Genomic DNA, 23,121 nt, shown 5'->3' with positions numbered 1-23,121 from the left:
ATTTCTTAAGCCTTCACTACTTCGCCGGACGATTTGAAGACGCGGACTTTTTTGCCGTCGACATCTTTGAAACCTACCCGGTCTGCCTTGCCAGTCGCTGCATTGAACAATGCAACGTTGGACACGTGAATCGGCATAGTCTTGTCGACGATACCACCTTGAACGCCAGTCATTGGGTTCGGCTTGGTCGCTTTTTTAGCAACGTTGACGCCTTCAACCACAACGTGTTCTGCGTCTACGCGACGCGAAACGACACCGCGTTTGCCCTTGTCTTTACCGGCCAGAACGATGACTTCGTCGTTTTTACGAATCTTATCCATTGCTGACTCCTTACAGTACTTCAGGTGCCAGGGACACGATCTTCATGAACTTTTCAGTGCGCAGCTCGCGCGTCACTGGTCCGAAGATACGGGTACCGATCGGTTCCAGCTTGGCGTTCAACAGAACGGCGGCATTGCCGTCGAACTTCACCAGGGAACCGTCTTGGCGGCGAACACCTTTAGCGGTGCGCACTACCACGGCGTTATAAATTTCACCTTTTTTGACACGGCCGCGTGGCGCAGCAACCTTAACGGTTACCTTGATCACGTCGCCAATGCCAGCATAACGGCGCTTGGAACCGCCCAACACCTTGATGCACATGACTTCCTTGGCACCGGTGTTGTCGGCTACTTCGAGCCGGCTTTCAGTTTGAATCATAATATTCTCTTTCCCAACTTAAGCCGAAGAATCCACACAATGCGGACCTAACGGTCAGTCTTGGTCCCGCCAATGAGACCTGCTGGCCTCACTGCTTGGGTGCTTGACCTTCGTACTGCATACTGACCGCACGGTTCAGCGTCTGTGGCCAGACACTTTGCGGCGTTACATGAACGAAGCCCACGAGTATTACATACAACTCGCGGGCTTGCAAGAACTAATTGAAAAATGCCGTCCAGACCGAAGTCTGGCCGGCATACGCTTCAATTAAACGATTTGTGCGGCTTGCACCACACGGGTCACGGTCCATGCCTTCGTTTTGGAGATCGGACGACCTTCCACGATTTCCACCGTGTCACCGGCTTTCACCTGGTTGGTCTCGTCGTGGGCGTGGTACTTTGCCGAACGGACGATGATCTTGCCATACAGAGGGTGTTTCACGTGACGTTCGATCAGAACGGTAACGGTCTTGTCCATCTTGTCGGACACAACTTTACCGATCAGCGTACGCTTCAGCTTTACTTGCTCGGTCATTTTGCTTCCTTCGTGTTCAATACCGTTTTTACGCGTGCGATATCGCGACGTACCTTTTTGAGCTGCGAAGTGTTGCTCAGCTGTTGCGTCGCGGTTTGCATACGCAGGCCGAATTGTGCCTTCAACAGGTCATTCAGCTCTTTTTGCAGAGCTACCTGGTCTTTGCCGCGGAGTTCAGATGCTTTCATAGTTCACTCCTGTTATTGACCAACTTGACGGACCACAAACGTGGTCGCCAGTGGCAGTTTGGCAGCGGCCAGGCGGAATGCTTCGCGCGCCAGTTCTTCGCCTACGCCATCCATTTCGTACAGGACTTTGCCCGGACGGATTTCAGCGACGTAGTACTCTGGATTACCTTTACCGTTACCCATACGGACTTCGGCCGGCTTGTTCGAGATCGGTTTGTCCGGGAACACGCGGATCCAGATACGACCGCCACGTTTGATGTGACGGGTCATGGCGCGACGTGCTGCCTCGATTTGGCGGGCCGTGATACGACCACGGGCCACTGCCTTCAGACCGAATTCGCCGAACGACACATTGGTGCCGGCGCTGTGCGAAATGCCGGTGTTACGGCCTTTCTGCTCTTTACGATACTTTCTGCGTGCTGGTTGCAGCATGATTATTCTCCTGCTTTCTCGGCTGGCTTGGCAGCGCGGCGGGCGCCACCAGCACCGGCTGGACGCGGACGGCCAGCTGGTTTGCCGTCTTCACGACGTGGGCCACGTGGCTTTTTCTCGTCCGGCGGGGTATCGATGACAGGTGCATCGCCGTTTGGCGCGCGGTCACCTTTGTATACCCACACCTTGACACCGATAATGCCGTAGGTGGTCGAAGCTTCCGAAGTGCCGTAGTCGATGTCAGCGCGCAGGGTGTGCAGTGGCACACGGCCTTCGCGATACCATTCGGTACGGGCGATCTCGATGCCGTTCAGACGACCCGAGGACATGATCTTGATGCCCAGGGCGCCCAGACGCATGGCGTTCTGCATCGCGCGTTTCATGGCGCGGCGGAACATGATGCGTTTTTCCAGCTGTTGCGCGATCGAATCAGCGATCAGTTGCGAATCGATTTCCGGCTTGCGGATTTCTTCGATATTGACGTGCACCGGCACGCCCATGATCTTCGCCAGCGCCGACTTCAGTACTTCGATGTCTTCGCCTTTTTTACCGATAACCACACCTGGACGCGAGCTGTAGATGGTGAAACGCGCGTTCTTGGCTGGACGCTCGATGACGATGCGGCCGACCGAAGCGTTCTTCAGCTTGGTTTTCAGGTAAGCACGTGCTTTCAAGTCTTCGTTCAGCATGGCGGCAAAGTTGCCATTGCCAGCATACCAACGCGAAGCCCAGTTACGGGTAACCGCCAGGCGGAAACCAGTTGGATGAATTTTCTGACCCATCTTGGCTCCTTAGTTGCCTACGGTCACATAAATGTGACACGATTGTTTCGAGATACGATCGCCACGACCTTTTGCACGCGCGGTGAAGCGCTTCAGGATCGGACCCTTTTCAACGTAGATCGTTTTCACGAACAGTTCGTCGATGTCGGCACCATCGTTGTGCTCGGCGTTGGCGATAGCCGACTCCAGCACTTTCTTGATGATGGTGGCGCCTTTTTTCGGGCTGAACTGCAGAATGTTCAGCGCGGCGTCAACTTTCTTGCCACGGATCAGGTCAGCAACCAGACGGCCCTTTTGGTCCGACAGGCGCACGCCTTTGAGGATAGCTTTGGTTTCCATTATTTCTTCGCCTTCTTGTCAGCGGCATGGCCTTTGAACGTGCGGGTCAGCGCGAATTCGCCGAGCTTGTGACCAACCATGTTCTCGGAGACATACACTGGCACGTGCAGCTTGCCGTTGTGCACAGCGATCGTCAGGCCGATGAAGTCCGGCATGATGGTCGAGCGACGGGACCAGGTTTTGATTGGCTTTTTGTCTTTGGTCGCTTGCGCGGCTTCGACTTTTTTCACCAGGTGGGCGTCACAGAACGGCCCTTTTTTCAATGAACGAGTCATGATTTATCCTTATTTCTTGCCGCGGCGCGAGACGATCATCGAAGAAGTACGCTTGTTGCTGCGAGTCTTCTTACCCTTGGTCTGTTGGCCCCATGGCGAAACAGGGTGACGACCAGCTGCGGTTTTACCTTCACCACCACCGTGCGGGTGATCGACCGGGTTCATGACCACACCGCGAACGGTAGGACGAACACCGCGCCAGCGCATCGCACCAGCTTTACCGATTTTACGCAGGCTGTGTTCGGCATTGCCGACTTCGCCCACGGTAGCACGGCACTCGATGTGCACGCGACGGACTTCGCCCGAACGCAGACGCACTTGCGCGTAGGTACCTTCACGGGCCATCAGCACGACGCCGGCGCCGGCGGTACGGGCCATCTGGGCACCCTTACCTGGCAGCATTTCGACGCAGTTCATCACGGTACCGACTGGGATGTTGCGGATCGGCAGGCAGTTGCCCGACTTGATCGGCGCTTCCGAACCGGTCATGACGCTGTCGCCGACGGCCATGCCTTTGGTGGCGATGATGTAGGTGCGGGCGCCATCGGCGTAGCACAGCAGCGCGATGTGCGCGGTGCGGTTTGGATCGTATTCGATACGTTCCACTTTCGCCGGGATGCCATCCTTGCTGTTACGCTTGAAGTCGATCACGCGGTAGTGCTGCTTGTGACCACCACCGATGTGACGGGTGGTGATGTGACCGTTGTTGTTACGGCCAGCAGTTTTCGATTTTTTCTCAACCAGGGCTGCGAACGGACGACCTTTGAACAGGTCGGAGTTCACAACTTTCACCATGCCGCGACGGCCTGGGGAGGTTGGCTTCATCTTAACGAGTGCCATTATTTAGCCTCCTCGGTGAAATTGATTTCCTGGCCTGGTTTCAGGCACACGAAAGCACGCTTGGTGTGGTTGCGGCGGCCGATATGGGCGCCCGAACGCTTTTGCTTGCCTTCGCGGTTGACGGTTTGCACCGAAGCCACTTCGACTTTGAACAGCAGTTCAACGGCAGCCTTGATTTCTGGCTTGGTCGCGTCGGTGGTGACACGGAACACGATCTGCTCGTTCTTTTCCGCGACCATGGTGGCCTTTTCGGAAATCACTGGAGCAACCAGTACCTTCAGCAGGCGTTCTTCGCTAAATTTCAATGCGCTCATGCCAGCATCTCCTCAATCTTGGCCAATGCAGCTTTGGTGACCACGATCTTCTTGTAGAACACCAGGGACATTGGATCTGCGTGACGTGGCTCAACGACCAGAACGTTCGGCAGATTGCGCGAAGCCAGTTCCAGGTTTTCGTTGGCAACATCGGTGATGATCAGTACCGAATCAAAGCCCATGCCGGTCAGCTTTTGCGACAGCAGCTTGGTTTTTGGTGCTTCGATCGCGAAATCTTCGACCACAACCAGGCGCTCTTCGCGGGCCAGTTGCGACAGGATCGAGCAGATACCAGCGCGGTACATCTTCTTGTTCACTTTGTGGGTGAAGTTCTCGTCAGGCGAGTTCGGGAAGATGCGACCACCGCCGCGCCACAGTGGCGACGACGACATACCAGCACGCGCGCGGCCGGTGCCTTTTTGGCGCCATGGCTTCTTGGTCGTGTGGTGGACTTCTTCACGGTCTTTTTGTTTACGGTTGCCGCTGCGCGCATTGGCTTGGTAAGCAACGACGATCTGGTGGATCAGGGCTTCGTTGTAGTCACGGCCGAAGACGGTATCGGCGGCAGCAACGTTAGAGGCGGCTTGACCTTGGGCGTTCAAGAGCTTGAGTTCCATCGTTTAAGCTCCCTTCTTTGCTTTAACTTTGACAGCAGGCGAAACCACAACCTGGCCGTTTTTGGCGCCAGGGATCGCACCTTTGACCAGCAGCAGCTGGCGGTCGGCATCGATACGGGCGATTTCGAGGTTCTGCACGGTCGTGGTGACATCACCCATGTGACCGGTCATGCGTTTACCAGGGAACACGCGGCCTGGATCTTGCGCCATACCAATCGAACCTGGAACGTTGTGCGAACGCGAGTTACCGTGGGTAGCACGGCCCGAAGCAAAGTTGTGACGCTTGATGGTACCGGCGTAGCCTTTACCAATCGACACACCTTGAACGTCGACTTTTTGACCAACTTCGAACAGGGAAACGGCGACAACTTCGCCAGCTTTCAGTTCGGCGGCTTTAGCAGCGTCAACGCGGAACTCTTTCAACAGAGTACCAGCTTCAACACCCGCTTTAGCGTGGTGACCCGCAACAGCTTTGGTCACGCGGGAAGCGCGACGTTGACCATATGCGACCTGAACCGCGGTATAACCATCAGTTTCAGGGGTTTTGATTTGCGCAACACGGTTGTTCGATACGTCAACCACGGTGACTGGGATCGAGTCCCCGTCATCGGTGAAGATACGCATCATACCAACCTTGCGACCGAGGAGGCCAAGGCTCATTTTTTCTCCAATTCCCACCTACGATTGGGCGGGGATATGTTGAACTACTAAAATTAGTACGGACCAATAAAAAGTCGAATCCATACCGAAGCCGGCTAGTGTAGCGTGATTTGGGGCTTGACGCAACAACTTAGTACGAGGTATGTCAGTTTTTCCGCAGCATTTCGGCGGCAAGTCGGCCGGACACGTCGAAAGCCAGCCTTGGTGCGGGCTGGCGGCCGATTTGAAGGGTAGAAATGGCCGTCCATTGGCTTGCGCTTGCGTACCGCCGGCCGGCGCATACGCGCAAAAAAAAGCCGCCGCAACGGCAGGCGCGGCGGCGGCTTCACGGTGCAGACAGATCAGAACGCGTAACGGGCGTTCACGTAGGCATAACGGCCGACGGCGTCCGACAAGCCCTGCACATAGGTGTTGACGTAGGCGCTGTTGGCGTACACCAGGCCTTTGTCGAACACGTTGTTGACGCCCATGTTCAGCGTCAGCTTGGCATTCGCCTTCAGCGTGTAGTTCAGGTCCCATACCGTGTACGAACCGATGCGCGCATTGGTCACGGCCGGGTCCTGCTCATAGGTCGGGTCGCCGATGTTCAGCGTGCCGGCCGCGGTGCGCGCGGTCATGGCGAACTCGCTGACGCCATACTCATACGACGTGCGGAACGAGTTGTTCCAGCGCGGATGGTAGACGCCGCCCAGACGGCTGGTCGCTTCCTCGCCCGGCGCAATGCTCTGGTCGTATTTCAGCGTGTGGTTGTTGACTTCGCGGAAATGCAGCTTGCCGTAGTTGCCCAGCGCCAGGTCGTACCGCACATCCAGGTCGAAGCCGGAGATGATGGTCTTGCCAACGTTGCTGAACGGCGTGGTCACGCTGTTGATGCGGCCCTTGTTCAGGCCCGGATGGGCCGCTTCCAGCGCGGCATTGCGCGGGTCGCGGCCGATCAGCGCGGCGAAGCCGGGGATGATGTCCTCGTTATCGACAATGTACTGCGCGTCCAGCGCCTGGATGGTGTCGCGCTGGTGGATGCCATACCAGTCCAGCGACGCCACCAGGTCCTTGACCGGTTGCAGCACGATGCCGGCCGAGTAATTGCTGGCTTTTTCCGCCTTCAGGTTCGGATTGCCTTTCAGGTAGTCTTTCGGGCTGTACGAACATTGCGCGCCGACATAGCCGAGCGGGCCGCAACGGGCCCAGTCGGCCACCGTGGTGTAGGCGGTGGTGATCGAGCCGATCTCCGGCAAGGTCGGCGCCTTGAACGAGGTGGTGGCCGAACCGCGCAGCAGCACCTTGTCGCTCGGACGCCAGGCCAGCGCCAGCTTCGGATTCCAGGTGGTGCCGAAGTCGCTGTAGTGGTCGCCGCGCAGCGCCACCTGGGCATCCAGGTTGGCCAGCACCGGCACCGCCAGTTCGCCGTAGACCGAGTACAGATTGCGCGAGGCCTTGCTGCTGGTGGCGCCGTAGTTGACCACGTTGCCCAGTTCGGTTTGCGGATCGGCGACGTCGTCGATCGACTCGTGGCTGCCCTGCGCACCCCAGGCGAAGCCGACCGGGCGACCCTGCCAGCTGAACAGCTCGGCCGTGCTCATCTTCCACTCGGCCACGCCCAGTTCGGAGGTGGCGTTGTGGTGCATGGTGTACATCATCGGCGACACCACGCTCAGCGGGTTGGCCGGGTTGAACGGGTCATAGCCACCGGTGCCGGCGACGCCCTGCGTGAGCAGCTGGTCGGACACGTCCTTCAGCAGCGCGTTGGTGGTGTTGTCCTTCAGCTTGCTGTGATTGAGGTTGAGCGCAAACTCGCTGTCCCAGCCCTGGACCTTGCCCCGCCAGCCGGTCACCACGCGCACGGTGTTGTTGGTGATGGTCTCGACCTGATGGCCCGCTTCGGTGATCGAATGGAACACCTGCAGGCGGTCGCCAGGGGTGAAGCCGTAGGTGTCGTCCGTCGGTCCAGGCAAGCCCAGCACGCCCGGATTGGTGGTGCCGTCGGTCGGCACCAGCGTGGCGCTGTCAAAGATCGGATAGCCCTGCTGGTAGGTCGACTTGTTGTGGTTCAGGCCCAGTTCCAGGAACAGTTCGTCGCCGCCGTTGAGGCGTTTGGTGACGATGGTCGAGATGCCGGCGCGCGACAGCGACGGCGTCAGCTGGGTGGTCGGGGTGGTGAAGCAGACCTGGTCGCCGGTGCCTTCGGCAATCCCGACCGTGCCCTGACAGCCGGGGATGGCGTAGCCCGGCTCGCCGTTATCGTAGTCGCGCACATAGCCCTGGAACTGGCTGGTGGTGCGGCCGTCGGTGCCGCCGTACTTGCGGTAGTCCGGCACCGCGAAGGCGTCGTGCTTATTGCTGCGCAAGGAATTACGGCGCATCAGGTCGATCGTCATCAGGACGTTGTAGCCGTCCTTGTCGATGTCGCCCCAGCCCTTGGTCAGGCTGGCGTCGCCGCTGCTACCGTCGCCCTTGACGTTGGCGCCCAGGTTGGCGCTGGCTTCCATGCCCTGATAGTTGCTGCGGGTCTTGAAGTTGATCACGCCGGCCACCGCATCGGAGCCGTAAATCGCCGAGGCGCCGTCGCGCAGAATCTCGACCGACTCCAGCGCTGCCAGCGGAATGTTGTTGAGGTCGACGAAGCTGTTTTCGGCGCCGTTGGCGAAGCCGTAGTTGGCCAGGCGGCGGCCGTTCAACAGGATCAGCGTGTACTTGGCGTCCAAGCCGCGCAGCGACACCGAACTGGCGCCGCCGGCAAACGAGTTGTAGCTGTTGCCGTCGAGTGCGACGCTGACCGAAGGCAGCTTGGCCAGCAGCTCAACCACCGTCGAGGCGCCGCTCTTGTCGATCTGCGCGCGGTTGATGACCTCGACCGGGGTCGCCCCTTCGCCGGCGATGCGGGCGATGTTGGAACCGGTGATGATCACCTTCGGCGGATCGGCTGGCGCGTCGCCGGCCGTTTGCGCATGGGTGTTGGAGGTGAATAATGTTGCGCCCGCCAGCAGGCTCAATGCCAGGCGAACGGAACGAACGGACTGCTTTTCTTTATGCATGTTGAATGGCTCCCGATTTGCACGGCCGTGGTCGGCCGCATGACAAAGCCCTGCGACTGGTTCTCAGCTGCGGGGTCATTTCAGTCTGGCATGGGGCATTCAAACTTTACAAAACAAACATTGTTGCGATTGTATCTGGCATATACAAATGGGACCTTTTACAACACAAAAACCAGCTTTCACAGAGGGAAATCGGCTACATGGTTTCTTTTGTCGCGCATAAAAAAAATGCCGCGCAGTTTGCACTGAGCGGCATTCGAAGGCATCACCCGGCAATGCCGGGCAAGCACAACTACATTAGAAGAACTTGTAGCTGGCGGTCAGGCCAATGCGGCGGAACTGTGGCTGGTAGCCATCACGCCATTGGACCGGTGCATCTTTCGACAGCAGGTTGTCGATGTACAGGGCCAGCGTGGTGTTCTTGATCGCCGAGTAGGTCAGGTTGTAGTCGACCGTGGTGTTGCTGCCAACGTGGCCGCAGGTGTCGACGTAAGCCGCTGCAACGTTGTTGGTGGCGCAGTAGGTCGGCGACGACAGGCTGTTGTTGCTATAGCCGCTGGTGTAGTTCAGCGTCATGCCATGGTCGAACGCGCCGGTCTTCAGGCTGCCGCGCAGCTTGGTGTTCAGACGGCCACCCAGGTCGTAGGTACCGGCCATGTTGGTGTCATACGCGTTGTCGGTCTGGCTGAACTGCTGATATTTCCACAGGTAGGTACCTTCCAGCTTCAGGCGAACCTGGCCCAGGGCGGTGTTGAAACGACCCGATGCGTCGAAGTCGAAGCCCGAAGCACGGGTCTTGCCGCTGTTGACGTATGGGTTGTACAGCAGGCCAATGGCGCCAACGCCGCCGAAGTTCAGCGTGTTACCTGGTACGTACTTGTTAACCAGCGAGTAGAACAGGTTGTCCGACGCGCTGTTGTCCACACGGACCAGCTGACCAGCTGGCAGGCTGGCTTCGCCGCGCAGGATGTCCGAGGTCGCGCGGGTGCCGATTTCGTCCTTGCGTTCGATGTGGAAGTAATCCAGCGCCAAGTTCCAGTTCTTGATCGGTTCCCACACCGCACCGGCGGTGATCGAACGCGAGGTTTCTGGTTTCAGGTCTTTGTTGGCGGACACGAAGGTCGGGATACCGGCCAGGCAGTCGGCGTTTTGCAGCGTATTGCCCTGCGCCTTGTCGGCTGCGGTGGCGCCCGGGGCAGTCTGGATCAGCTTGTTCAGCGCGCTGGCGGTCGAGCAACGGCGTGGATCGCTGATGCTGGTGGCGAACGAGCTACGGCCCAGGCCGTTACCGGTTTCAACGATGTTCGGTGCGCGGAAGCCGCCCGAGACGGTGGCGCGCAGCAGCAGGCTGTCGGTGGCGTTGATGCGCAGGCCCAGTTTCGGCGAGTAGTGCACGTCGCTGTTGGTCGACTTGTCGGCACGCACGGCCGCGCTCAGTTCAACACGCTTAATCACCGGAATGGTGGCTTCGGTGAACAGTGCATAGTGGTCCATGTTGTCGTTGACTTGCAGACCGGCGATACCGATCAGGTCACCGCGCAGCACGTTGTCCGAGCTCGACATTTCATAGTGTTCGCGACGGATGTCGGTACCGAACGCGACGTTCAGCGGACCGGCCGGCAGTTGCGCTACTTCGCCCGATACGGTGGCGTTGGCGAACGAGGTGCGCGATTTGCCGATGGTGGTACGGATCGGGAACATCGAGTCCAGCAGCGTGTAGCTGTTCTGGCCGCCGAACTTGTAGGTGCCGTTGACGATGGCGTTGGTGTAGCCGGTGGCGCTGGCGGCGCGGGTGGCCTTGGTCGCTTCCGAGTTCATGTAGCCCACTGCCGATTTCCAGTCCCAGCCAGCGACATCGCCGGCCAGGCTCAGCATGACGCGCGACTGTTCCGATTCGGTGCGGTTGAAGTTGAAGCCATTGCCGGTGTCGGCAAAGCGGGCGCGGAATTCAACCGGCGTGCTGTACGGATTGTTCGGATGGCCGACTGGCAGTTTCGGATAGAAGAACGGGCCCACCATCTTGCCATCGATCGCGTTGTACCAGGTGCTCGACGAGGTGGTCGGCTGCACGGCGAACGGCGCGACGATGTAATCGTTGCTGGCGGCGGCGTTGGTGATTTCCAGGTTGGCGTCAATCGACTTGCCAATACGGAAGTGGGTGTTGCTGGCCAGCGCGTAACGCTTGGCGTTGGTGGTCAGGCCGGTGACGGGCAAGATGTCGTATTTGCACAGCTTGTCTTTTGGATCGATCGCATTCGCCGGGCAGCCTGGCGCCGCCACGTAGTTGTTGGCGTTCAGGTACAGGTTACCGGTTGGCGAGTAGACGCTCGGCGCATCCCAGGTCGAGCGGCCCGGGGTCAGGCGGTGCCAGTCCGGGTAGTTGCTCTGCAGGTCGCCGGTGCTGTAGCCGTCGCTCTTGTAGCCTTCGTACGTCAGGTAGGTATTGAAACCGTTGGTGTCGATGTCGCCCCAGCCGATGATGCCGGAAATGCTGCGGTTACGCTGGTCCTTGAATTTTTCCGATTCTTTGTAGTTGGCGGTCAGTTTCGCGCCTTCGAAGTCTTTCAGCAGGATGATGTTGATCACGCCGGCGATGGCGTCGGAACCGTAGATGGCCGATGCGCCGTCTTTCAGGATCTCGATGTGGTCGATGGCGCCAGCTGGAATCGCGTCCAGGTTGGTGAAGTTTTGCTGGGCGCCGTCGGCCAGGCCGTATTCGGCGATGCGCTGGCCGTTGACCAGGATCAGGGTCGCCACTTTGCCCAGGCCGCGCAGGCCAACGCCCGACGAACCGGTCGCGAAGCTGCCCGAGCTGCTCGATGCCGAGCTGATGTCGGTGCTGACTGCGGACGACGAATTCAGAATGCCCAGGGCAGTGGTCTGGCCGGTACGCGCGATGTCTTCGCGGGTCAGGATCTGCACCGAGCCTGCCGCTTCGGCTTCAGTACGCTTGATGCTGGAACCGGTGATGGTGACGCGTTGCAGTTTGGTGTCGTCAGCGGCTGGTGCTTCTTGCGCGATCGAATATTGCGAAAATGCTACGCCCAACGCCATCGCAATGGCGCTTTTTTTCATGGTGTGTTTCAAGACTACTCCCTGAAGTGATGAAAAATACTTTTAATTCGCTTCTTGGCGCAGCTGTTCTATGACAGATGTCACCTTCACGTTGTGTGTAACAATTTCGCACAATATTGCCGGTGTCACAAAGCAAAAATGTGCAAAAGTGGTGCATTTGTTAACGAATTGGCGTGTTTTTGTTGTTTTCTGGTATCACCAACAGCCGGATATACCGTATCCATAAAGCAATAGCCCCGAATTAAAAACGGGATTAGCGACTCAGCAGCCGTAGTAACTGCGCGCGCAGCGCCCGGGCGCCGTCGGCGTCTAGCGGCGCTTCGCGGTCATCGCTAGCAAATACGTAGTGATCGAATTGCTGTTGCCAGGCAGCACGCTGGGCCGGCGGCAAATCGCGCAAGCTCATCAATCCCAGCAACAAGGTGTTGAACGGCGTATCCATCCAGTCCGGCGACTGCCGCCACCAGTAATTGACCAGAATATTAAACGGCGTCAGCCCTTCCACGTGGTGCCACCACATGCTGGGCAGGAACAAAGCGTCGCCCGCCTCCAGCTCGGCCGACTGGGCCTGCGCCAGCGCGGCGGCAAAGCGCGGGTAGCGCGCCAGATCGGGCTGGTGCAGGTCGACCAGGCTGACCGACTGCCCCGCCGGCGTGAAGTCCAGCGGGCCGACGTACAGGTTGGCCAGCTGCTCGGGCGGAAACAGCGTGAAGCGGCGGCGGCCGGCCGCGACGCAGGCCAGGTTGTCCGGCACGTCGTAGTGGGCCGGAATGCGGGTGCGGTTGCCGATCCAGATGCTGGCCAGGGGATCGCGGGCGCCGAAGTTGACATCGTTTTCAGCGCGCAGGCCCGGCAGACAGGTGTCAATGCTGGTCGAACCGACATACAGGGTGGGCGGCGCCGGATGGTCGAGGTGGGCGCGCAACGCGTCCAGTACCTGGTCGAAGCGCACCATCTGCGAGTTGAAGTTGAAGCCGCTCAGGTCGTCGTTATAGAAGATCCGCCCCCCCGTCTCCGGCGGCGCATGGGTGGCCAGTACAGTGGCGTCGCGGTAGAAACGGCGCAGGTAAGCGTCGGCCGCCAGCGGCGAACGGCGTGCGGCCTGCACCAGCGGCCAGTCGGCCACCAGGCCGCGCAGCACCAGCGGCACCGGCGAATGCAGGATTTCGTCCGGCAGCGGCTGGCTGGGGTCGGCGCGCAGCTGGCGACTGTGCTGGCAATCTATTTCGGCAATCGGTTTCATGCTGGACGGGTTGGACTCTCATGAAAAAAGGCCGCCTGGACAACGGCGGCCTGTGGCACGGTCAGACGCTACCGATCAGAACTTGTAGCGCGCGCCCAGCATGTAACGCGGTCCGGCTTGCGTCACGTTCAGGGTCGAGGCTTCGGTGCGGCCGAACTGACGCTGGGTGGCGTTGGTCAGGTTGATCACCTCGGCCTGGAAGCTCAGGTTCTGGTTGTAATTGTAGCCAATGCTGACGTCGGTCTGGCCATATTTGTCGGTGTACACCGGCGCCGCGCGGCCGCCGCCATCCACCGTCGCTGCCAGGAACTTGTCGCGCCAGTTGTAGGCCACCCGCACCGACCACTTGCTGTCCTCGTAGATGCCGACCACGTTGGCCGAATTGCTGAGGCCGAGAATCGCGAACTGGTCGTTGGTGTTGGCGTTGTCGTACTTGGTTGGCGAGGTCACATACGTATAGTTGGCCTGCACCCCGAACCCGCTGTGGCCGAACATATGCTGCACGTTCAGCTCGGCACCCTTGACGGTGGCCGATTTCTGGTTGGCATAGGTGGTGGTCAGGAAGTTCATCAGCGGATCGGTCGGCAGGCCCGTGATGTTGCCGTTCAGGTTGCCGTCCGATTTGACGCCGGTCATCTGCACACCCGGCTGGCCGTTGTAGTTGCCGAGGATGTAGTTGCGGATGCAGTTGGTGTCCGCCGTGCTGCAACCCGACGCCAGCGCCGCGTTGTAATAGGCGCCGCCCACCGGCGTGTGCAGATTGTACAGGTTCTGCGACACCACGGTCTGGCCCGCATAGTTATCCATCTGCTTGTGGAAGCCGGCCAGAGACAGCACGCTCTGCTGGTCGTAATACCATTCCCACGACAGATCCAGATTCTTCGACTTGACCGGTTTCAGCGCCGGATTGCCGACCGAGGCGGTACCGCCGGTGAAGACGTTGCCGATGGTGCCCAGCGTCAGGCCGCCTTGCAGCTGGTCGTAGCGCGGCCGGCCGATGGTGGCGCCGGCGCTGGCGCGCAGCTTCATGTCGGAACGCAGGTCGAAGTCGAGATTCAGGCTTGGCAGCACGTTGGTGTACTTGGCGTCCTGGGTGCTGTACGAGTTGCCGGCAAAGGTGATCGGCAATTCATTCTGCGACACCCACACCACCGCCGTGCCGGGCAAGACCTGGGCCACCGAGGTGACCTTGGTGCGCTCCAGCCGCACGCCGATCGACGAGTGGAAGGGAATCTTGCTATCCCAGTCGGTATTGAAGGACAGGTAGCCGGAGGTGGTTTTCTCTTTCAGCTCGCGGTCGGTGTCGGCGCTGGCGAAGTTCGGCAGGTAGCCGGCGGCATTGCCGGTGACCTGAGCGGTCAGCGCGCGCAGCTTGGCGAAGTCGAAGGTATACAAGGAACCGAACAGTTCCGGCGCGTCGTGGCCGCCCAGCTGGTTGAAGAACGAGCCCAGCGGATTGGCCTGGAAGATGCCGGCCGGATAATCCGACGCCTTGGTGGCGCCGCCCCAGGTGTTGTTCTGCACGTTGGAGAAGGTCGAGCGGTTGGTCGAATCGGTGTAGCTGGCGCCGAAGCTCAGGTCCGACGACTCCATCAGTTTCAGGTTGCCTTTGGCCTGCGCCTGGTTGATGGTGGCTTTCTGCCAGCTGTTGTGGAACCACGAGCCGGCCGCCTGGATCGGCTGGTTGGCCAGATCGGCCGCCGGCATGCTCAGCACCGGCAGCTCGTGGGTGAAGTCGATCTTGGTGGTGCCGCGGCTGAAGCTGGCGTTGGACAGGTTGTTCTCGCTGCCGAACGGGCTGTCTGCGCCGGACTCGGCGGTGGAGTGGTGCGCATCGAACTCGACCCGCAGTTCCGACGACGCCTTCCACAGCGCGTTGAAACCGATCGACTGGTTCTTGGTCTTGGTGGCATAGTCGCCGCCGACCACCGAGATATCCTGCGGCGTCTGGTACACCTCTTGATAGGTCAGCGGCGAAACCACATGGCCGCTCGGCCACGTGCTGGTCGAGGTCGGCGTCTGGCCGAACCACACGCTCAGTTCGTTACGGCGGGTGTGGATCTTTTGTTCCGAATAGGTCAGGTCGAGCGTGGTGGTCAGCTCTTTGACCGGGCGGAATTGCAGCACCAGCTGGCCGTTGGTGCGCTCGCGCTCGATAGCGTTGACGCCGTAGCCGAAGTTCTGCGGAATCGAGTACAGGTCGGTCTGGCCGGGACGGTTGGTGATGTTCTGCGAACCAGGCTGGCCCGGTTGCGGCAGCGTCACGCCGGCGGTGGTGTCGGAACCCAGGTACGGCCCCTGGTAGCCGTTGGCCAGGCCGGCGCGGTTGAAGCCGGAATCGCGCTTCTGGTAGCTGGCGCTGACCGCCACGCCGAAGCGGCCGTCGGCGCTGGTGTTGCTGTAGATGCCGGACACTTCAGGGGTGACGCTGTCGCCCTTCAGCATGCCAGGCAGGTGGTCGTTGGAGGTGTCCTTGACGGCCTTGGCGCCAATGCTGGCGCGCATGCCCGGATTGTCCAGCGGACGCGCGGTCATCACATTGATTGTGGCGCCGATGCCGCCGCTCGGGGTGTCGGCGCGGCCGGTCTTGTACACCTGCAGCTGCGAAATCGCTTCCGACGCCAGGTTGGAGAAGTCGAACGAGCGGCCCGACAAATCGCTCAGGTCGGTGGTCGGCATCTGGCGGCCATTCAACAGCACCAGATTGAAGTCCGGACCCAGGCCGCGCACGGTGACCTTCTGGCCTTCACCGTTGCTGCGGTCGATCGACACGCCGGAAATCCGTTGCAGCGATTCGGCCAGATTGGTGTCGGGGAATTTACCGATGTCATCGGCGACGATGCCGTCGACGATACCATCGGAATTGCGCTTCATGTTCAGCGTCGATTGCAGACTGGCGCGGATGCCGGTCACCACCACTGTCGGTGCGTTGGTGGTGCTGTCGGTGGGGCTGGCGGCTTCCTGCGCCTGGGCGATCGACAAGGTGGCGCAGGCGCCAGCGACTGCCAGACTAATCAGGCGGCGTTGGACCGGCAGCCTTGAAAACGTTTTCAAAGTTCGTTGCATTTTGTCTCCTTATTTATGATTTATGCCGGGGGCGCAACATCGACCGGCACCTGCCTGAATTAGTTCATTGATGTGACAAATTCGGCAACTTAAGAATAGGAGAAACGCTTCCATTCGTCAATTACGGCGCTTCATCTCGGGTGTTTTTCGCTGTTACGTAACGGCGTAATGTTGTAATAATGTGCTAACGGCAGGCACGGTGTATCATCGCTCGACATTCCCTTGGAACAGGACCCATGATCGTCGCCGGTGACCAGCAATTACTGAAACAAATCAATCGCATGGCCCTGGTGCGCCAGCTGTGCAGTGAGCCCGGCATGTCGCGCGCCGGGCTGTCGGAAACCGTGGGCCTGACCAAATCCACCGTCAGCCTGCTGGTGCGCGAACTGATGGACGAAGGCTGGCTGACCGAAAGCGCCTTGCGCGCCACCGGCGCCCTGGGACGGCGCGCCACCCCGTTGCACCTCGACGGTGAACGGCTGGCCCTGCTGGGCGCCGACCTCGGCATTGACGCGCTGCGCATCGTCGCCACCAACCTGCTGGGCGAGGTGCTGGCCGCGCGCGAACTGCCTTACGCCGATGCGGCCGACGCCGATGCCTGCATTACCCAGACCGCGCAGGCGCTGGTCGCGCTGAGCGGCAGCGCCGAGCTGGCCGGACGCACCATGCTGGGCGCCGGCGTCGGCCTGGCCGGCGCGGTGGACGACGCCACCGGCGTGCTGCATGTCGCGCCCCACCTGGGCTGGCGCAATGTCGACGTCATCGGCTTGCTGCGCGCCGGACTGGCCGGTTCGGCGCTGGCCGGGTTGCCGCTGTTCGCCCAAAACGAAGCCAATGTGGCGGCGCTGGCCGAGGTGGAATTCTCCGGCCAGCACGGCGCCGATCCGCTGATTTATGTAAGTATTGGTTACGGCGTGGGCGCCGGCATCATCGTCGACGGCCGCCTGCTGACCGGCCTGTATGGATTCGCCGGCGAAGTCGGCCACACCATCCTGCAACAGGGCGGACCACCCTGCTCCTGCGGCCGGCGCGGCTGCGCCGATGCGCTGATCGGCCTGCAGGCCATGCTCGACACCGTCTACGGCAAACCGGCGCCCTCGACACCGGCCCAGCTGCAACAACTGTTCAGCGCCGCCGACGCCGGCGACGGCCCGGCGCTGCAAGCGGTGGAGGCCGCCGGCCGTCATCTGGGCGTGCTGCTCAATAATTTGTGGGTGGCGTTCGATCCGATGTGCATCGTACTGGGCGGTGCCGCGCTGCGGCTGGGCGACCACCTGGTCACGCCGGCGCGGCAGGTGCTGCACGACTACGCCAGCGCCACCTCGCTGACGGCGCCGGTGATCCGCACGCCGCAGTTCGGCGCCAACACCATCGCCATCGGCGGCGCCGCCATGGCGCGCCACTACCTGATGCGGCCGTTCGCCGAGCACGGCCTGGGCACTGCCTGAGCACCCTGCCCTGTCAGTCCATGCCGCTTTTGCCGGTGGCCCAATAAGCTTTGCTGTGCCGCGGTGCGGCCGGCCCCGGCTGGCGCCGCAGCAAGCGCGTCAGATGCTGGATGGTGCTGGCTTTGCCGGTCAACACGATCTCGGCTTCCGGTTGCGCCTGCAGCATCGCCAGCAGCTGGTTTCCCAGCCCGGCGATGTGCGCGTCGTCGCGGTGACGCGCACACAGCTGCGCATGCTGCAAGCCCAGCATGGCCAGCACCCCGGCGTTGTCCGCCGGTGCGTTCATCTCCAACAGTATCTGTGCTGGCGTCAGCGCCGCCGCCAGGCCGACCGAGGTTTCATCGCCAAAGAAAATCAGCGACGGTTGCGGCTCGGCCAGGCGGACCGATTTGCGCGGGCCGAATACCACGCAACTGTCGCCCTGGCGCAGCGCGCGCGCCCATTGCGTGCCGGGACCATCCGCATGCAGGAAAATCAGGATGCGCAGGCGGCCGTTGTCGGCATCCCAGTCCAGCGGCGTATAGGTGCGCTGCACCCAGCCGCCCAACTGAATCTGGATCTTGTCGCCGGCAGTCCATGACGCGTTGCGCAAGGCATCGCCGCCCAGCGTGAGCAGGCGATACGGTCCGATGTTCTCGATCTCCACCACCCGCGCGGGGCGGGTGAAGAGTTTTTGCACTGCCGATTCAAACAGGCCGGCGCGCCTGGTGGGGAATGTGTTGTCCATGCCTGTGCAGACGGGACAAGCGCGCGGATATTTTATTCCGGCACGTGGATGCGGGCCTTGATGTGCTTGAGGTGGGCGACGATGGTGAAGGTCATCACCACCAGCAGCGACCACGAACTCCATTTGCTGACGTGCACCGCCGACCACGCCCCCAGCTGGTTGGGATAGCGCCACACGCCCCAGAACGTGCTGATGTTTTCCGCCAGCCAGATGAAAAAGCCGATCAGCACGAAGGACAGCAGCAACGGCATTTGCCGGTTACGGTCGAGCGGCTTGAACACCACCGTGGTGCGGGCGTAAAGGCCCAGCGCGCAGGCCGCCAGATACCAGCGGAAATCGCCGATGTAGTGATGGGTGAAGAAATTGGCATAGATCAGCAGCGCGATCGTCACCGCCATCCAGTACGGCGGATGGTGGCGGATGCGCAGGTCGAACAGGCGCCAGGCCTGGATCACATAGCTGCCCACCGCCGCGTACATAAACCCGGAAAACAGCGGCACGCCAAACAGCTTGGTGTAGGCAAAGTCCGGATAGCTCCACGACTGGATGCTGCCCGAGACCTTGAACGCTTCCAGCGCAAATCCGACCAGGTGGAACAGGCACACCGCCTTCAGTTCATCCCAGGTTTCCAGCCGGGCCCACAACATCCAGACCTGGATGGCGATGGCGGCCAGCAGCAGCACGTCGTAGCGCGGCAGGCCGAACAGCCCGGCGCGCGGCACCAGCAGCACGCTGGCGAAGAACAGCGCCACGAACAGACAGGCGCGGGCGTTCTTGATGCCGAAGTAGAGGAATTCCAGCAGAAAGCGCTGCCAGCCGCGCAGGCCGTGGCGGGTGGTGGCAGTCAGCAGATGGGTGTCGAGGATGGCCAGCATGGCGTCAGACTCTAGCGGTTTCAGCCGTAAAAAACAATGGGGCCGGACGTTTGCACGTCCGGCCCCATCATCAGCTGGCAGTGGCGCTAGGCAGCGCCGCCGGCTTCAAGACGATTATTGCAGTTTGATTTCGACATCAACGCCAGCTGGCAGGTCCAGCTTCATCAGTGCGTCAACGGTCTTGTCGGTTGGGTCGACGATGTCCATCAGGCGCTGGTGGGTACGGATCTCGAACTGGTCGCGCGAGGTCTTGTTGACGTGTGGCGAACGCAGAACGTCGAAACGTTGAATGCGGGTTGGCAGTGGGACTGGGCCTTTGACAACGGCGCCGGTGCGCTTAGCGGTGTCAACGATTTCCAGTGCGGACTGGTCGATCAGCTTGTAGTCGAAAGCTTTCAGACGGATACGGATTTTTTGGTTTGGTGCGGACATGATAATTCCTCAAAAGAGCGAACTGGCAACTTTGTAGCGCCAGCAATTTTAAAAAGAACGAAGTTTCATACAACTGGGCCGATATGGTATCACACCCTATCGGCCCAGTTTCAATCCGGACTAAAAATTAGGCCAGGATTTTTGCAACCACACCGGCGCCGACGGTACGGCCGCCTTCGCGGATTGCGAAGCGCAGACCTTCTTCCATCGCGATCGGGTTGATCAGCTTGACGGTGATCGACACGTTATCGCCTGGCATAACCATTTCTTTGTCCTGTGGCAGTTCGATCGAACCGGTCACGTCAGTCGTACGGAAGTAGAACTGTGGACGATAGTTGTTGAAGAACGGGGTATGACGACCGCCTTCGTCTTTCGACAGCACGTAGATCTCGCCGGTGAAGTGGTTGTGCGGCTTGATCGAGCCTGGTTTTGCCAGAACTTGACCACGTTGCACGTCTTCACGCTTGGTGCCGCGCAGCAGCAGACCAACGTTGTCGCCTGCTTGACCCTGGTCCAGCAGTTTGCGGAACATTTCCACGCCGGTGCAGGTGGTTTTGACGGTGTCAACGATACCGACGATTTCGATCTCTTCGCCGACTTTGATGATACCGCGCTCAACACGACCGGTTACCACGGTGCCGCGACCCGAGATCGAGAACACGTCTTCCACTGGCATCAGGAAGGCGCCATCGACTGCGCGCTCTGGCGTAGGGATGTAGCTGTCCAGTGCATCGGCCAGGGCCATGATGGCTTGCTCGCCCAGTGGGCCGGTGTCGCCGTCCAGTGCTTTACGTGCCGAACCTTTGATGATTGGCAGGTCGTCGCCTGGGAACTCGTATTTCGAAAGCAACTCACGCACTTCCATTTCAACCAGTTCCAGCAGCTCTTCGTCATCCACCAGATCGCATTTGTTCAGGAACACGACGATATATGGCACGCCAACCTGACGGGCCAGCAGGATGTGCTCACGGGTCTGTGGCATTGGGCCGTCAGCTGCGGAGCAAACCAGGATCGCGCCGTCCATCTGCGCAGCACCGGTAATCATGTTTTTGATGTAGTCGGCGTGGCCTGGGCAGTCAACGTGAGCGTAGTGACGTGCGGCGGTTTCGTACTCAACGTGAGCGGTGTTGATGGTAATACCGCGTGCTTTTTCTTCTGGAGCAGCATCGATCTGGTCGTAAGCTTTGGCTTCGCCGCCGAATTTCTTCGACAGAACGGTAGCGATTGCTGCGGTCAGGGTGGTTTTGCCGTGGTCGACGTGACCGATGGTGCCTACGTTGACGTGCGGTTTAGTCCGCTCGAACTTTTCTTTTGCCATTTTGATTCTTCCTCAGAACAAAGTTTTAAATGTGCGGCCGGATGATCTACCCGGCCGCAAAAATTACAGAATTACTTAGCTTTCGCGGTAACGATAGCGTCGATAACGTGCTTAGGCGCCTCGGAGTAGTGCTTGAACTCCATGGTGTAAGTCGCACGACCTTGCGTTGCGGAACGCAGGGTGGTCGAGTAACCGAACATTTCCGACAGCGGTACTTCGGCTTTGATGATCTTGCCGCCGCCGCCTGGGATTTCGTCCATGCCTTGCACCATACCGCGGCGGGACGACAGATCGCCCATCACGGTACCGGCGTAGTCTTCCGGCGTTTCGACTTCCACAGCCATCATTGGTTCCAGGATGACTGGGCTGGCGCGACGGCAAGCTTCTTTGAATGCCATCGAACCGGCCATGCGGAATGCATTTTCGTTCGAGTCAACATCGTGGTACGAACCGAAGGTCAGGGTGACTTTGACGTCAACCACTGGGTAGCCAGCCAGAACACCGGTGTTCAGGGTTTCGCGCACACCTTTTTCAACCGCAGGGATGAATTCGCGTGGAATCACACCGCCTTTGATCGCGTCGATGAACTCGAAGCCTTTGCCTTGTTCCTGTGGTTCCAGGGTCAGCACGGCGTGACCGTATTGACCACGACCACCGGACTGCTTGACGAACTTGCCTTCCACATCGCTGACCGATTTGCGGACGGTTTCGCGGTATGCAACCTGTGGTTTGCCCACGGTGGCTTCCACGCCGAATTCGCGCTTCATACGGTCAACGATAATTTCCAGGTGCAGCTCGCCCATACCACCGATGATGGTCTGGCCCGACTCTTCGTCGGTCTTCACGCGGAACGACGGATCTTCCTGTGCCAGGCGGTTCAGCGCCAGGCCCATTTTTTCCTGGTCGGCCTTGGTTTTTGGTTCCACAGCCTGTTGAATCACCGGCTCTGGGAACACCATGCGTTCCAGCACGATGATCGACGCTGGATCGCACAGGGTTTCGCCGGTGGTCACGTCTTTCAGACCCACTGCCGCGGCGATGTCGCCGGCGCGCACTTCTTTGATCTCTTCGCGCTGGTTAGCGTGCATCTGCAGAATACGACCCAGACGCTCTTTACGACCTTTGACCGAGTTGTACACGGTGTCGCCGGCATTGATCACGCCCGAGTACACGCGGAAGAAGGCCAGTTGGCCGACGAACGGGTCGGTCATGATCTTGAACGCCAGCGCCGAGAACTTCTCGTCGTCCGATGCTTTACGGGTCGCTGGCTCTTCGTCGTCGTCGGTGCCTTTAACGTCGGCGATGTCGATCGGCGATGGCAGGTACTCGATGACGGCGTCCAACATGGCTTGTACGCCCTTGTTTTTGAACGCGGTGCCGCACAGCATAGGAACGATTTCGGAAGCGATGGTGCGATCACGCAGCGCTTTCTTGATCTCGGCTTCGGTCAGGTCGCCTTCTTCCAGGTACTTGTTCATCAGCTCTTCGTTGGCTTCAGCAGCGGCTTCAACCATCTTCTCGCGCCACTCGGCAGCCGAATCAGCCAGCTCGGCAGGGATATCGACGTAGTCGAATTTCATGCCTTGCGAAGCGTCGTCCCACAGGATCGCTTTCATCTTGACCAGATCGATCACGCCTTTGAAGTTGTCTTCGGCGCCGATTGGGATCTGGATCAGGACTGGGTTGGCCTTCAGGCGTGCGCGCATTTGCTCGTACACTTTGAAGAAGTTCGCGCCGGTGCGGTCCATCTTGTTGACGAAGGCCAGACGTGGCACTTTGTACTTGTTAGCCTGACGCCATACGGTTTCCGACTGTGGCTGAACACCGCCCACTGCGCAGTAAACCATGCAAGCGCCATCCAGCACGCGCATCGAACGTTCCACTTCAATGGTGAAGTCAACGTGGCCTGGGGTGTCGATGATGTTGATGTGGTGTTCTGGGAAGTTGTTCGCCATGCCTTTCCAGAAGCACGTGGTCGCAGCCGAGGTAATGGTAATACCGCGTTCCTGCTCCTGCTCCATCCAGTCCATGGTGGCGGCGCCATCGTGAACTTCACCGATCTTGTGGTTCACGCCCGTGTAGAACAGAACGCGTTCGGTGGTGGTGGTCTTACCTGCATCGATGTGAGCGGAGATACCGATGTTGCGGTAGCGCTCGATGGGGGTCTTGCGGGCCATAATTAATCCTAAATCTTTGAATGGACAAAACCGAGCGCCATTTTTTGG

General features: G+C 59.9%; 22 protein-coding genes. 1 reads left to right on the top strand and 21 read right to left on the bottom strand.

The genetic code is table 11. The features are described from left to right. Positions 1–5: 5 nt before the first annotated feature. The 16 genes from rplX to HH213_RS13160 all read right to left on the bottom strand — a co-directional run bounded on the left by rplX (position 6) and on the right by HH213_RS13160 (position 16,096). The gene (gene rplX, locus HH213_RS13235) at positions 6–320 is read right to left on the bottom strand and encodes a 50S ribosomal protein L24 (protein ID WP_056151015.1); all 315 of its coding nucleotides are present in this window, start codon (positions 318–320) and stop codon (positions 6–8) included. Between the two features lie 10 nt (positions 321–330). Then, entirely contained in the window at positions 331–699 is a 369-nt protein-coding gene (gene rplN, locus HH213_RS13230; RefSeq protein ID WP_008444317.1) for a 50S ribosomal protein L14, read from the bottom strand. A 267-nt stretch (positions 700–966) separates the two neighbouring features. After that, positions 967–1,233, bottom strand: coding sequence for a 30S ribosomal protein S17 (rpsQ, locus tag HH213_RS13225; RefSeq protein WP_055937633.1), 267 nt, complete (start codon positions 1,231–1,233; stop codon positions 967–969). Beyond that, positions 1,230–1,421, bottom strand: a complete 192-nt coding sequence (rpmC, locus tag HH213_RS13220; protein ID WP_092280170.1) for a 50S ribosomal protein L29 — start codon at positions 1,419–1,421, stop codon at positions 1,230–1,232. The genes rpsQ and rpmC overlap by 4 nt, the downstream gene beginning before the upstream one ends. 12 nt (positions 1,422–1,433) lie before the next feature. Further along, positions 1,434–1,853: a 50S ribosomal protein L16 gene (gene rplP, locus HH213_RS13215; RefSeq protein ID WP_090192443.1), complete on the bottom strand. Its 420-nt coding sequence runs from the start codon at positions 1,851–1,853 to the stop codon at positions 1,434–1,436. A 2-nt stretch (positions 1,854–1,855) separates the two neighbouring features. Further along, positions 1,856–2,635 (bottom strand): 30S ribosomal protein S3, encoded by a 780-nt coding sequence (gene rpsC / locus HH213_RS13210; protein WP_110846391.1) that lies wholly within the window; start codon positions 2,633–2,635, stop codon positions 1,856–1,858. A gap of 9 nt (positions 2,636–2,644) precedes the next feature. Continuing rightward, a complete protein-coding gene (gene rplV / locus HH213_RS13205) occupies positions 2,645–2,977 on the bottom strand; it encodes a 50S ribosomal protein L22 (RefSeq protein WP_174864456.1) in 333 nt (110 codons plus the stop codon). Then, positions 2,974–3,249, bottom strand: coding sequence for a 30S ribosomal protein S19 (rpsS, locus tag HH213_RS13200; RefSeq protein WP_050409767.1), 276 nt, complete (start codon positions 3,247–3,249; stop codon positions 2,974–2,976). The genes rplV and rpsS overlap by 4 nt, the downstream gene beginning before the upstream one ends. 9 nt (positions 3,250–3,258) lie before the next feature. Further along, positions 3,259–4,089, bottom strand: a complete 831-nt coding sequence (gene rplB / locus HH213_RS13195; RefSeq protein ID WP_110846390.1) for a 50S ribosomal protein L2 — start codon at positions 4,087–4,089, stop codon at positions 3,259–3,261. After that, positions 4,089–4,403, bottom strand: coding sequence for a 50S ribosomal protein L23 (gene rplW, locus HH213_RS13190; protein WP_110846389.1), 315 nt, complete (start codon positions 4,401–4,403; stop codon positions 4,089–4,091). Before rplW ends, rplB begins: the two co-directional genes overlap by 1 nt. Continuing rightward, positions 4,400–5,020 (bottom strand): 50S ribosomal protein L4, encoded by a 621-nt coding sequence (gene rplD / locus HH213_RS13185; RefSeq protein WP_090192447.1) that lies wholly within the window; start codon positions 5,018–5,020, stop codon positions 4,400–4,402. Before rplD ends, rplW begins: the two co-directional genes overlap by 4 nt. 3 nt (positions 5,021–5,023) lie before the next feature. After that, positions 5,024–5,680, bottom strand: coding sequence for a 50S ribosomal protein L3 (rplC, locus tag HH213_RS13180; protein WP_110846388.1), 657 nt, complete (start codon positions 5,678–5,680; stop codon positions 5,024–5,026). Between the two features lie 341 nt (positions 5,681–6,021). Next, positions 6,022–8,712: a TonB-dependent receptor gene (locus HH213_RS13175; protein ID WP_169112529.1), complete on the bottom strand. Its 2,691-nt coding sequence runs from the start codon at positions 8,710–8,712 to the stop codon at positions 6,022–6,024. 297 nt (positions 8,713–9,009) lie between these two features. After that, positions 9,010–11,787: a TonB-dependent receptor plug domain-containing protein gene (locus HH213_RS13170; protein ID WP_110846381.1), complete on the bottom strand. Its 2,778-nt coding sequence runs from the start codon at positions 11,785–11,787 to the stop codon at positions 9,010–9,012. Positions 11,788–12,040: 253 nt separating this feature from the next. Next, on the bottom strand, positions 12,041–13,030 hold the full coding sequence (locus HH213_RS13165; protein ID WP_169112528.1) for a cupin-like domain-containing protein: 990 nt from the start codon (positions 13,028–13,030) through the stop codon (positions 12,041–12,043). Between the two features lie 75 nt (positions 13,031–13,105). After that, entirely contained in the window at positions 13,106–16,096 is a 2,991-nt protein-coding gene (locus HH213_RS13160; protein WP_169112527.1) for a TonB-dependent receptor, read from the bottom strand. 236 nt (positions 16,097–16,332) lie between these two features. Between HH213_RS13160 and HH213_RS13155 the strand changes: the two genes are divergently transcribed. Then, positions 16,333–17,544, top strand: coding sequence for an ROK family transcriptional regulator (locus tag HH213_RS13155; protein ID WP_110846378.1), 1,212 nt, complete (start codon positions 16,333–16,335; stop codon positions 17,542–17,544). A gap of 13 nt (positions 17,545–17,557) precedes the next feature. On the opposite strand, the gene HH213_RS13150 is transcribed toward HH213_RS13155, so the two are convergent. The 5 genes from HH213_RS13150 to fusA form a co-directional block, all read right to left on the bottom strand. Then, positions 17,558–18,271, bottom strand: a complete 714-nt coding sequence (locus HH213_RS13150) for a siderophore-interacting protein (RefSeq protein ID WP_169112526.1) — start codon at positions 18,269–18,271, stop codon at positions 17,558–17,560. A 32-nt stretch (positions 18,272–18,303) separates the two neighbouring features. After that, on the bottom strand, positions 18,304–19,146 hold the full coding sequence (locus HH213_RS13145) for a DUF817 domain-containing protein (RefSeq protein WP_169112525.1): 843 nt from the start codon (positions 19,144–19,146) through the stop codon (positions 18,304–18,306). Between the two features lie 114 nt (positions 19,147–19,260). Next, on the bottom strand, positions 19,261–19,578 hold the full coding sequence (gene rpsJ / locus HH213_RS13140) for a 30S ribosomal protein S10 (protein WP_005663509.1): 318 nt from the start codon (positions 19,576–19,578) through the stop codon (positions 19,261–19,263). Positions 19,579–19,705: 127 nt separating this feature from the next. Continuing rightward, a complete protein-coding gene (gene tuf / locus HH213_RS13135; RefSeq protein ID WP_110846314.1) occupies positions 19,706–20,896 on the bottom strand; it encodes an elongation factor Tu in 1,191 nt (396 codons plus the stop codon). A gap of 71 nt (positions 20,897–20,967) precedes the next feature. Beyond that, positions 20,968–23,073 (bottom strand): elongation factor G, encoded by a 2,106-nt coding sequence (gene fusA / locus HH213_RS13130; protein ID WP_110846375.1) that lies wholly within the window; start codon positions 23,071–23,073, stop codon positions 20,968–20,970. Positions 23,074–23,121 lie beyond the last annotated feature (48 nt).

The sequence above is a fragment of the Duganella dendranthematis genome (genome assembly GCF_012849375.1).
Lineage (GTDB): Bacteria > Pseudomonadota > Gammaproteobacteria > Burkholderiales > Burkholderiaceae_D > Rugamonas > Rugamonas dendranthematis.
The sequence above is the reverse complement of the archived record's forward strand: the minus strand, read 5'-3'. Positions and strand labels throughout refer to the sequence as shown.

Excerpts from the sequence above, each read along its gene's own strand:
- rplX (WP_056151015.1), bottom strand. The coding sequence starts at position 320 with ATGGATAAGATTCGTAAAAACGACGAAGTCATCGTTCTGGCCGGTAAA.
- rplN (WP_008444317.1), bottom strand. The coding sequence starts at position 699 with ATGATTCAAACTGAAAGCCGGCTCGAAGTAGCCGACAACACCGGTGCC.
- rpsQ (WP_055937633.1), bottom strand. The coding sequence starts at position 1,233 with ATGACCGAGCAAGTAAAGCTGAAGCGTACGCTGATCGGTAAAGTTGTG.
- rpmC (WP_092280170.1), bottom strand. The coding sequence starts at position 1,421 with ATGAAAGCATCTGAACTCCGCGGCAAAGACCAGGTAGCTCTGCAAAAA.
- rplP (WP_090192443.1), bottom strand. The coding sequence starts at position 1,853 with ATGCTGCAACCAGCACGCAGAAAGTATCGTAAAGAGCAGAAAGGCCGT.
- rpsC (WP_110846391.1), bottom strand. The coding sequence starts at position 2,635 with ATGGGTCAGAAAATTCATCCAACTGGTTTCCGCCTGGCGGTTACCCGT.
- rpsS (WP_050409767.1), bottom strand. The coding sequence starts at position 3,249 with ATGACTCGTTCATTGAAAAAAGGGCCGTTCTGTGACGCCCACCTGGTG.
- rplB (WP_110846390.1), bottom strand. The coding sequence starts at position 4,089 with ATGGCACTCGTTAAGATGAAGCCAACCTCCCCAGGCCGTCGCGGCATG.
- rplW (WP_110846389.1), bottom strand. The coding sequence starts at position 4,403 with ATGAGCGCATTGAAATTTAGCGAAGAACGCCTGCTGAAGGTACTGGTT.
- rplD (WP_090192447.1), bottom strand. The coding sequence starts at position 5,020 with ATGGAACTCAAGCTCTTGAACGCCCAAGGTCAAGCCGCCTCTAACGTT.
- rplC (WP_110846388.1), bottom strand. The coding sequence starts at position 5,680 with ATGAGCCTTGGCCTCCTCGGTCGCAAGGTTGGTATGATGCGTATCTTC.
- HH213_RS13175 (WP_169112529.1), bottom strand. The coding sequence starts at position 8,712 with ATGCATAAAGAAAAGCAGTCCGTTCGTTCCGTTCGCCTGGCATTGAGC.
- HH213_RS13170 (WP_110846381.1), bottom strand. The coding sequence starts at position 11,787 with ATGAAAAAAAGCGCCATTGCGATGGCGTTGGGCGTAGCATTTTCGCAA.
- HH213_RS13165 (WP_169112528.1), bottom strand. The coding sequence starts at position 13,030 with ATGAAACCGATTGCCGAAATAGATTGCCAGCACAGTCGCCAGCTGCGC.
- HH213_RS13160 (WP_169112527.1), bottom strand. The coding sequence starts at position 16,096 with ATGCAACGAACTTTGAAAACGTTTTCAAGGCTGCCGGTCCAACGCCGC.
- HH213_RS13155 (WP_110846378.1), top strand. The coding sequence starts at position 16,333 with ATGATCGTCGCCGGTGACCAGCAATTACTGAAACAAATCAATCGCATG.
- HH213_RS13150 (WP_169112526.1), bottom strand. The coding sequence starts at position 18,271 with ATGGACAACACATTCCCCACCAGGCGCGCCGGCCTGTTTGAATCGGCA.
- HH213_RS13145 (WP_169112525.1), bottom strand. The coding sequence starts at position 19,146 with ATGCTGGCCATCCTCGACACCCATCTGCTGACTGCCACCACCCGCCAC.
- rpsJ (WP_005663509.1), bottom strand. The coding sequence starts at position 19,578 with ATGTCCGCACCAAACCAAAAAATCCGTATCCGTCTGAAAGCTTTCGAC.
- tuf (WP_110846314.1), bottom strand. The coding sequence starts at position 20,896 with ATGGCAAAAGAAAAGTTCGAGCGGACTAAACCGCACGTCAACGTAGGC.
- fusA (WP_110846375.1), bottom strand. The coding sequence starts at position 23,073 with ATGGCCCGCAAGACCCCCATCGAGCGCTACCGCAACATCGGTATCTCC.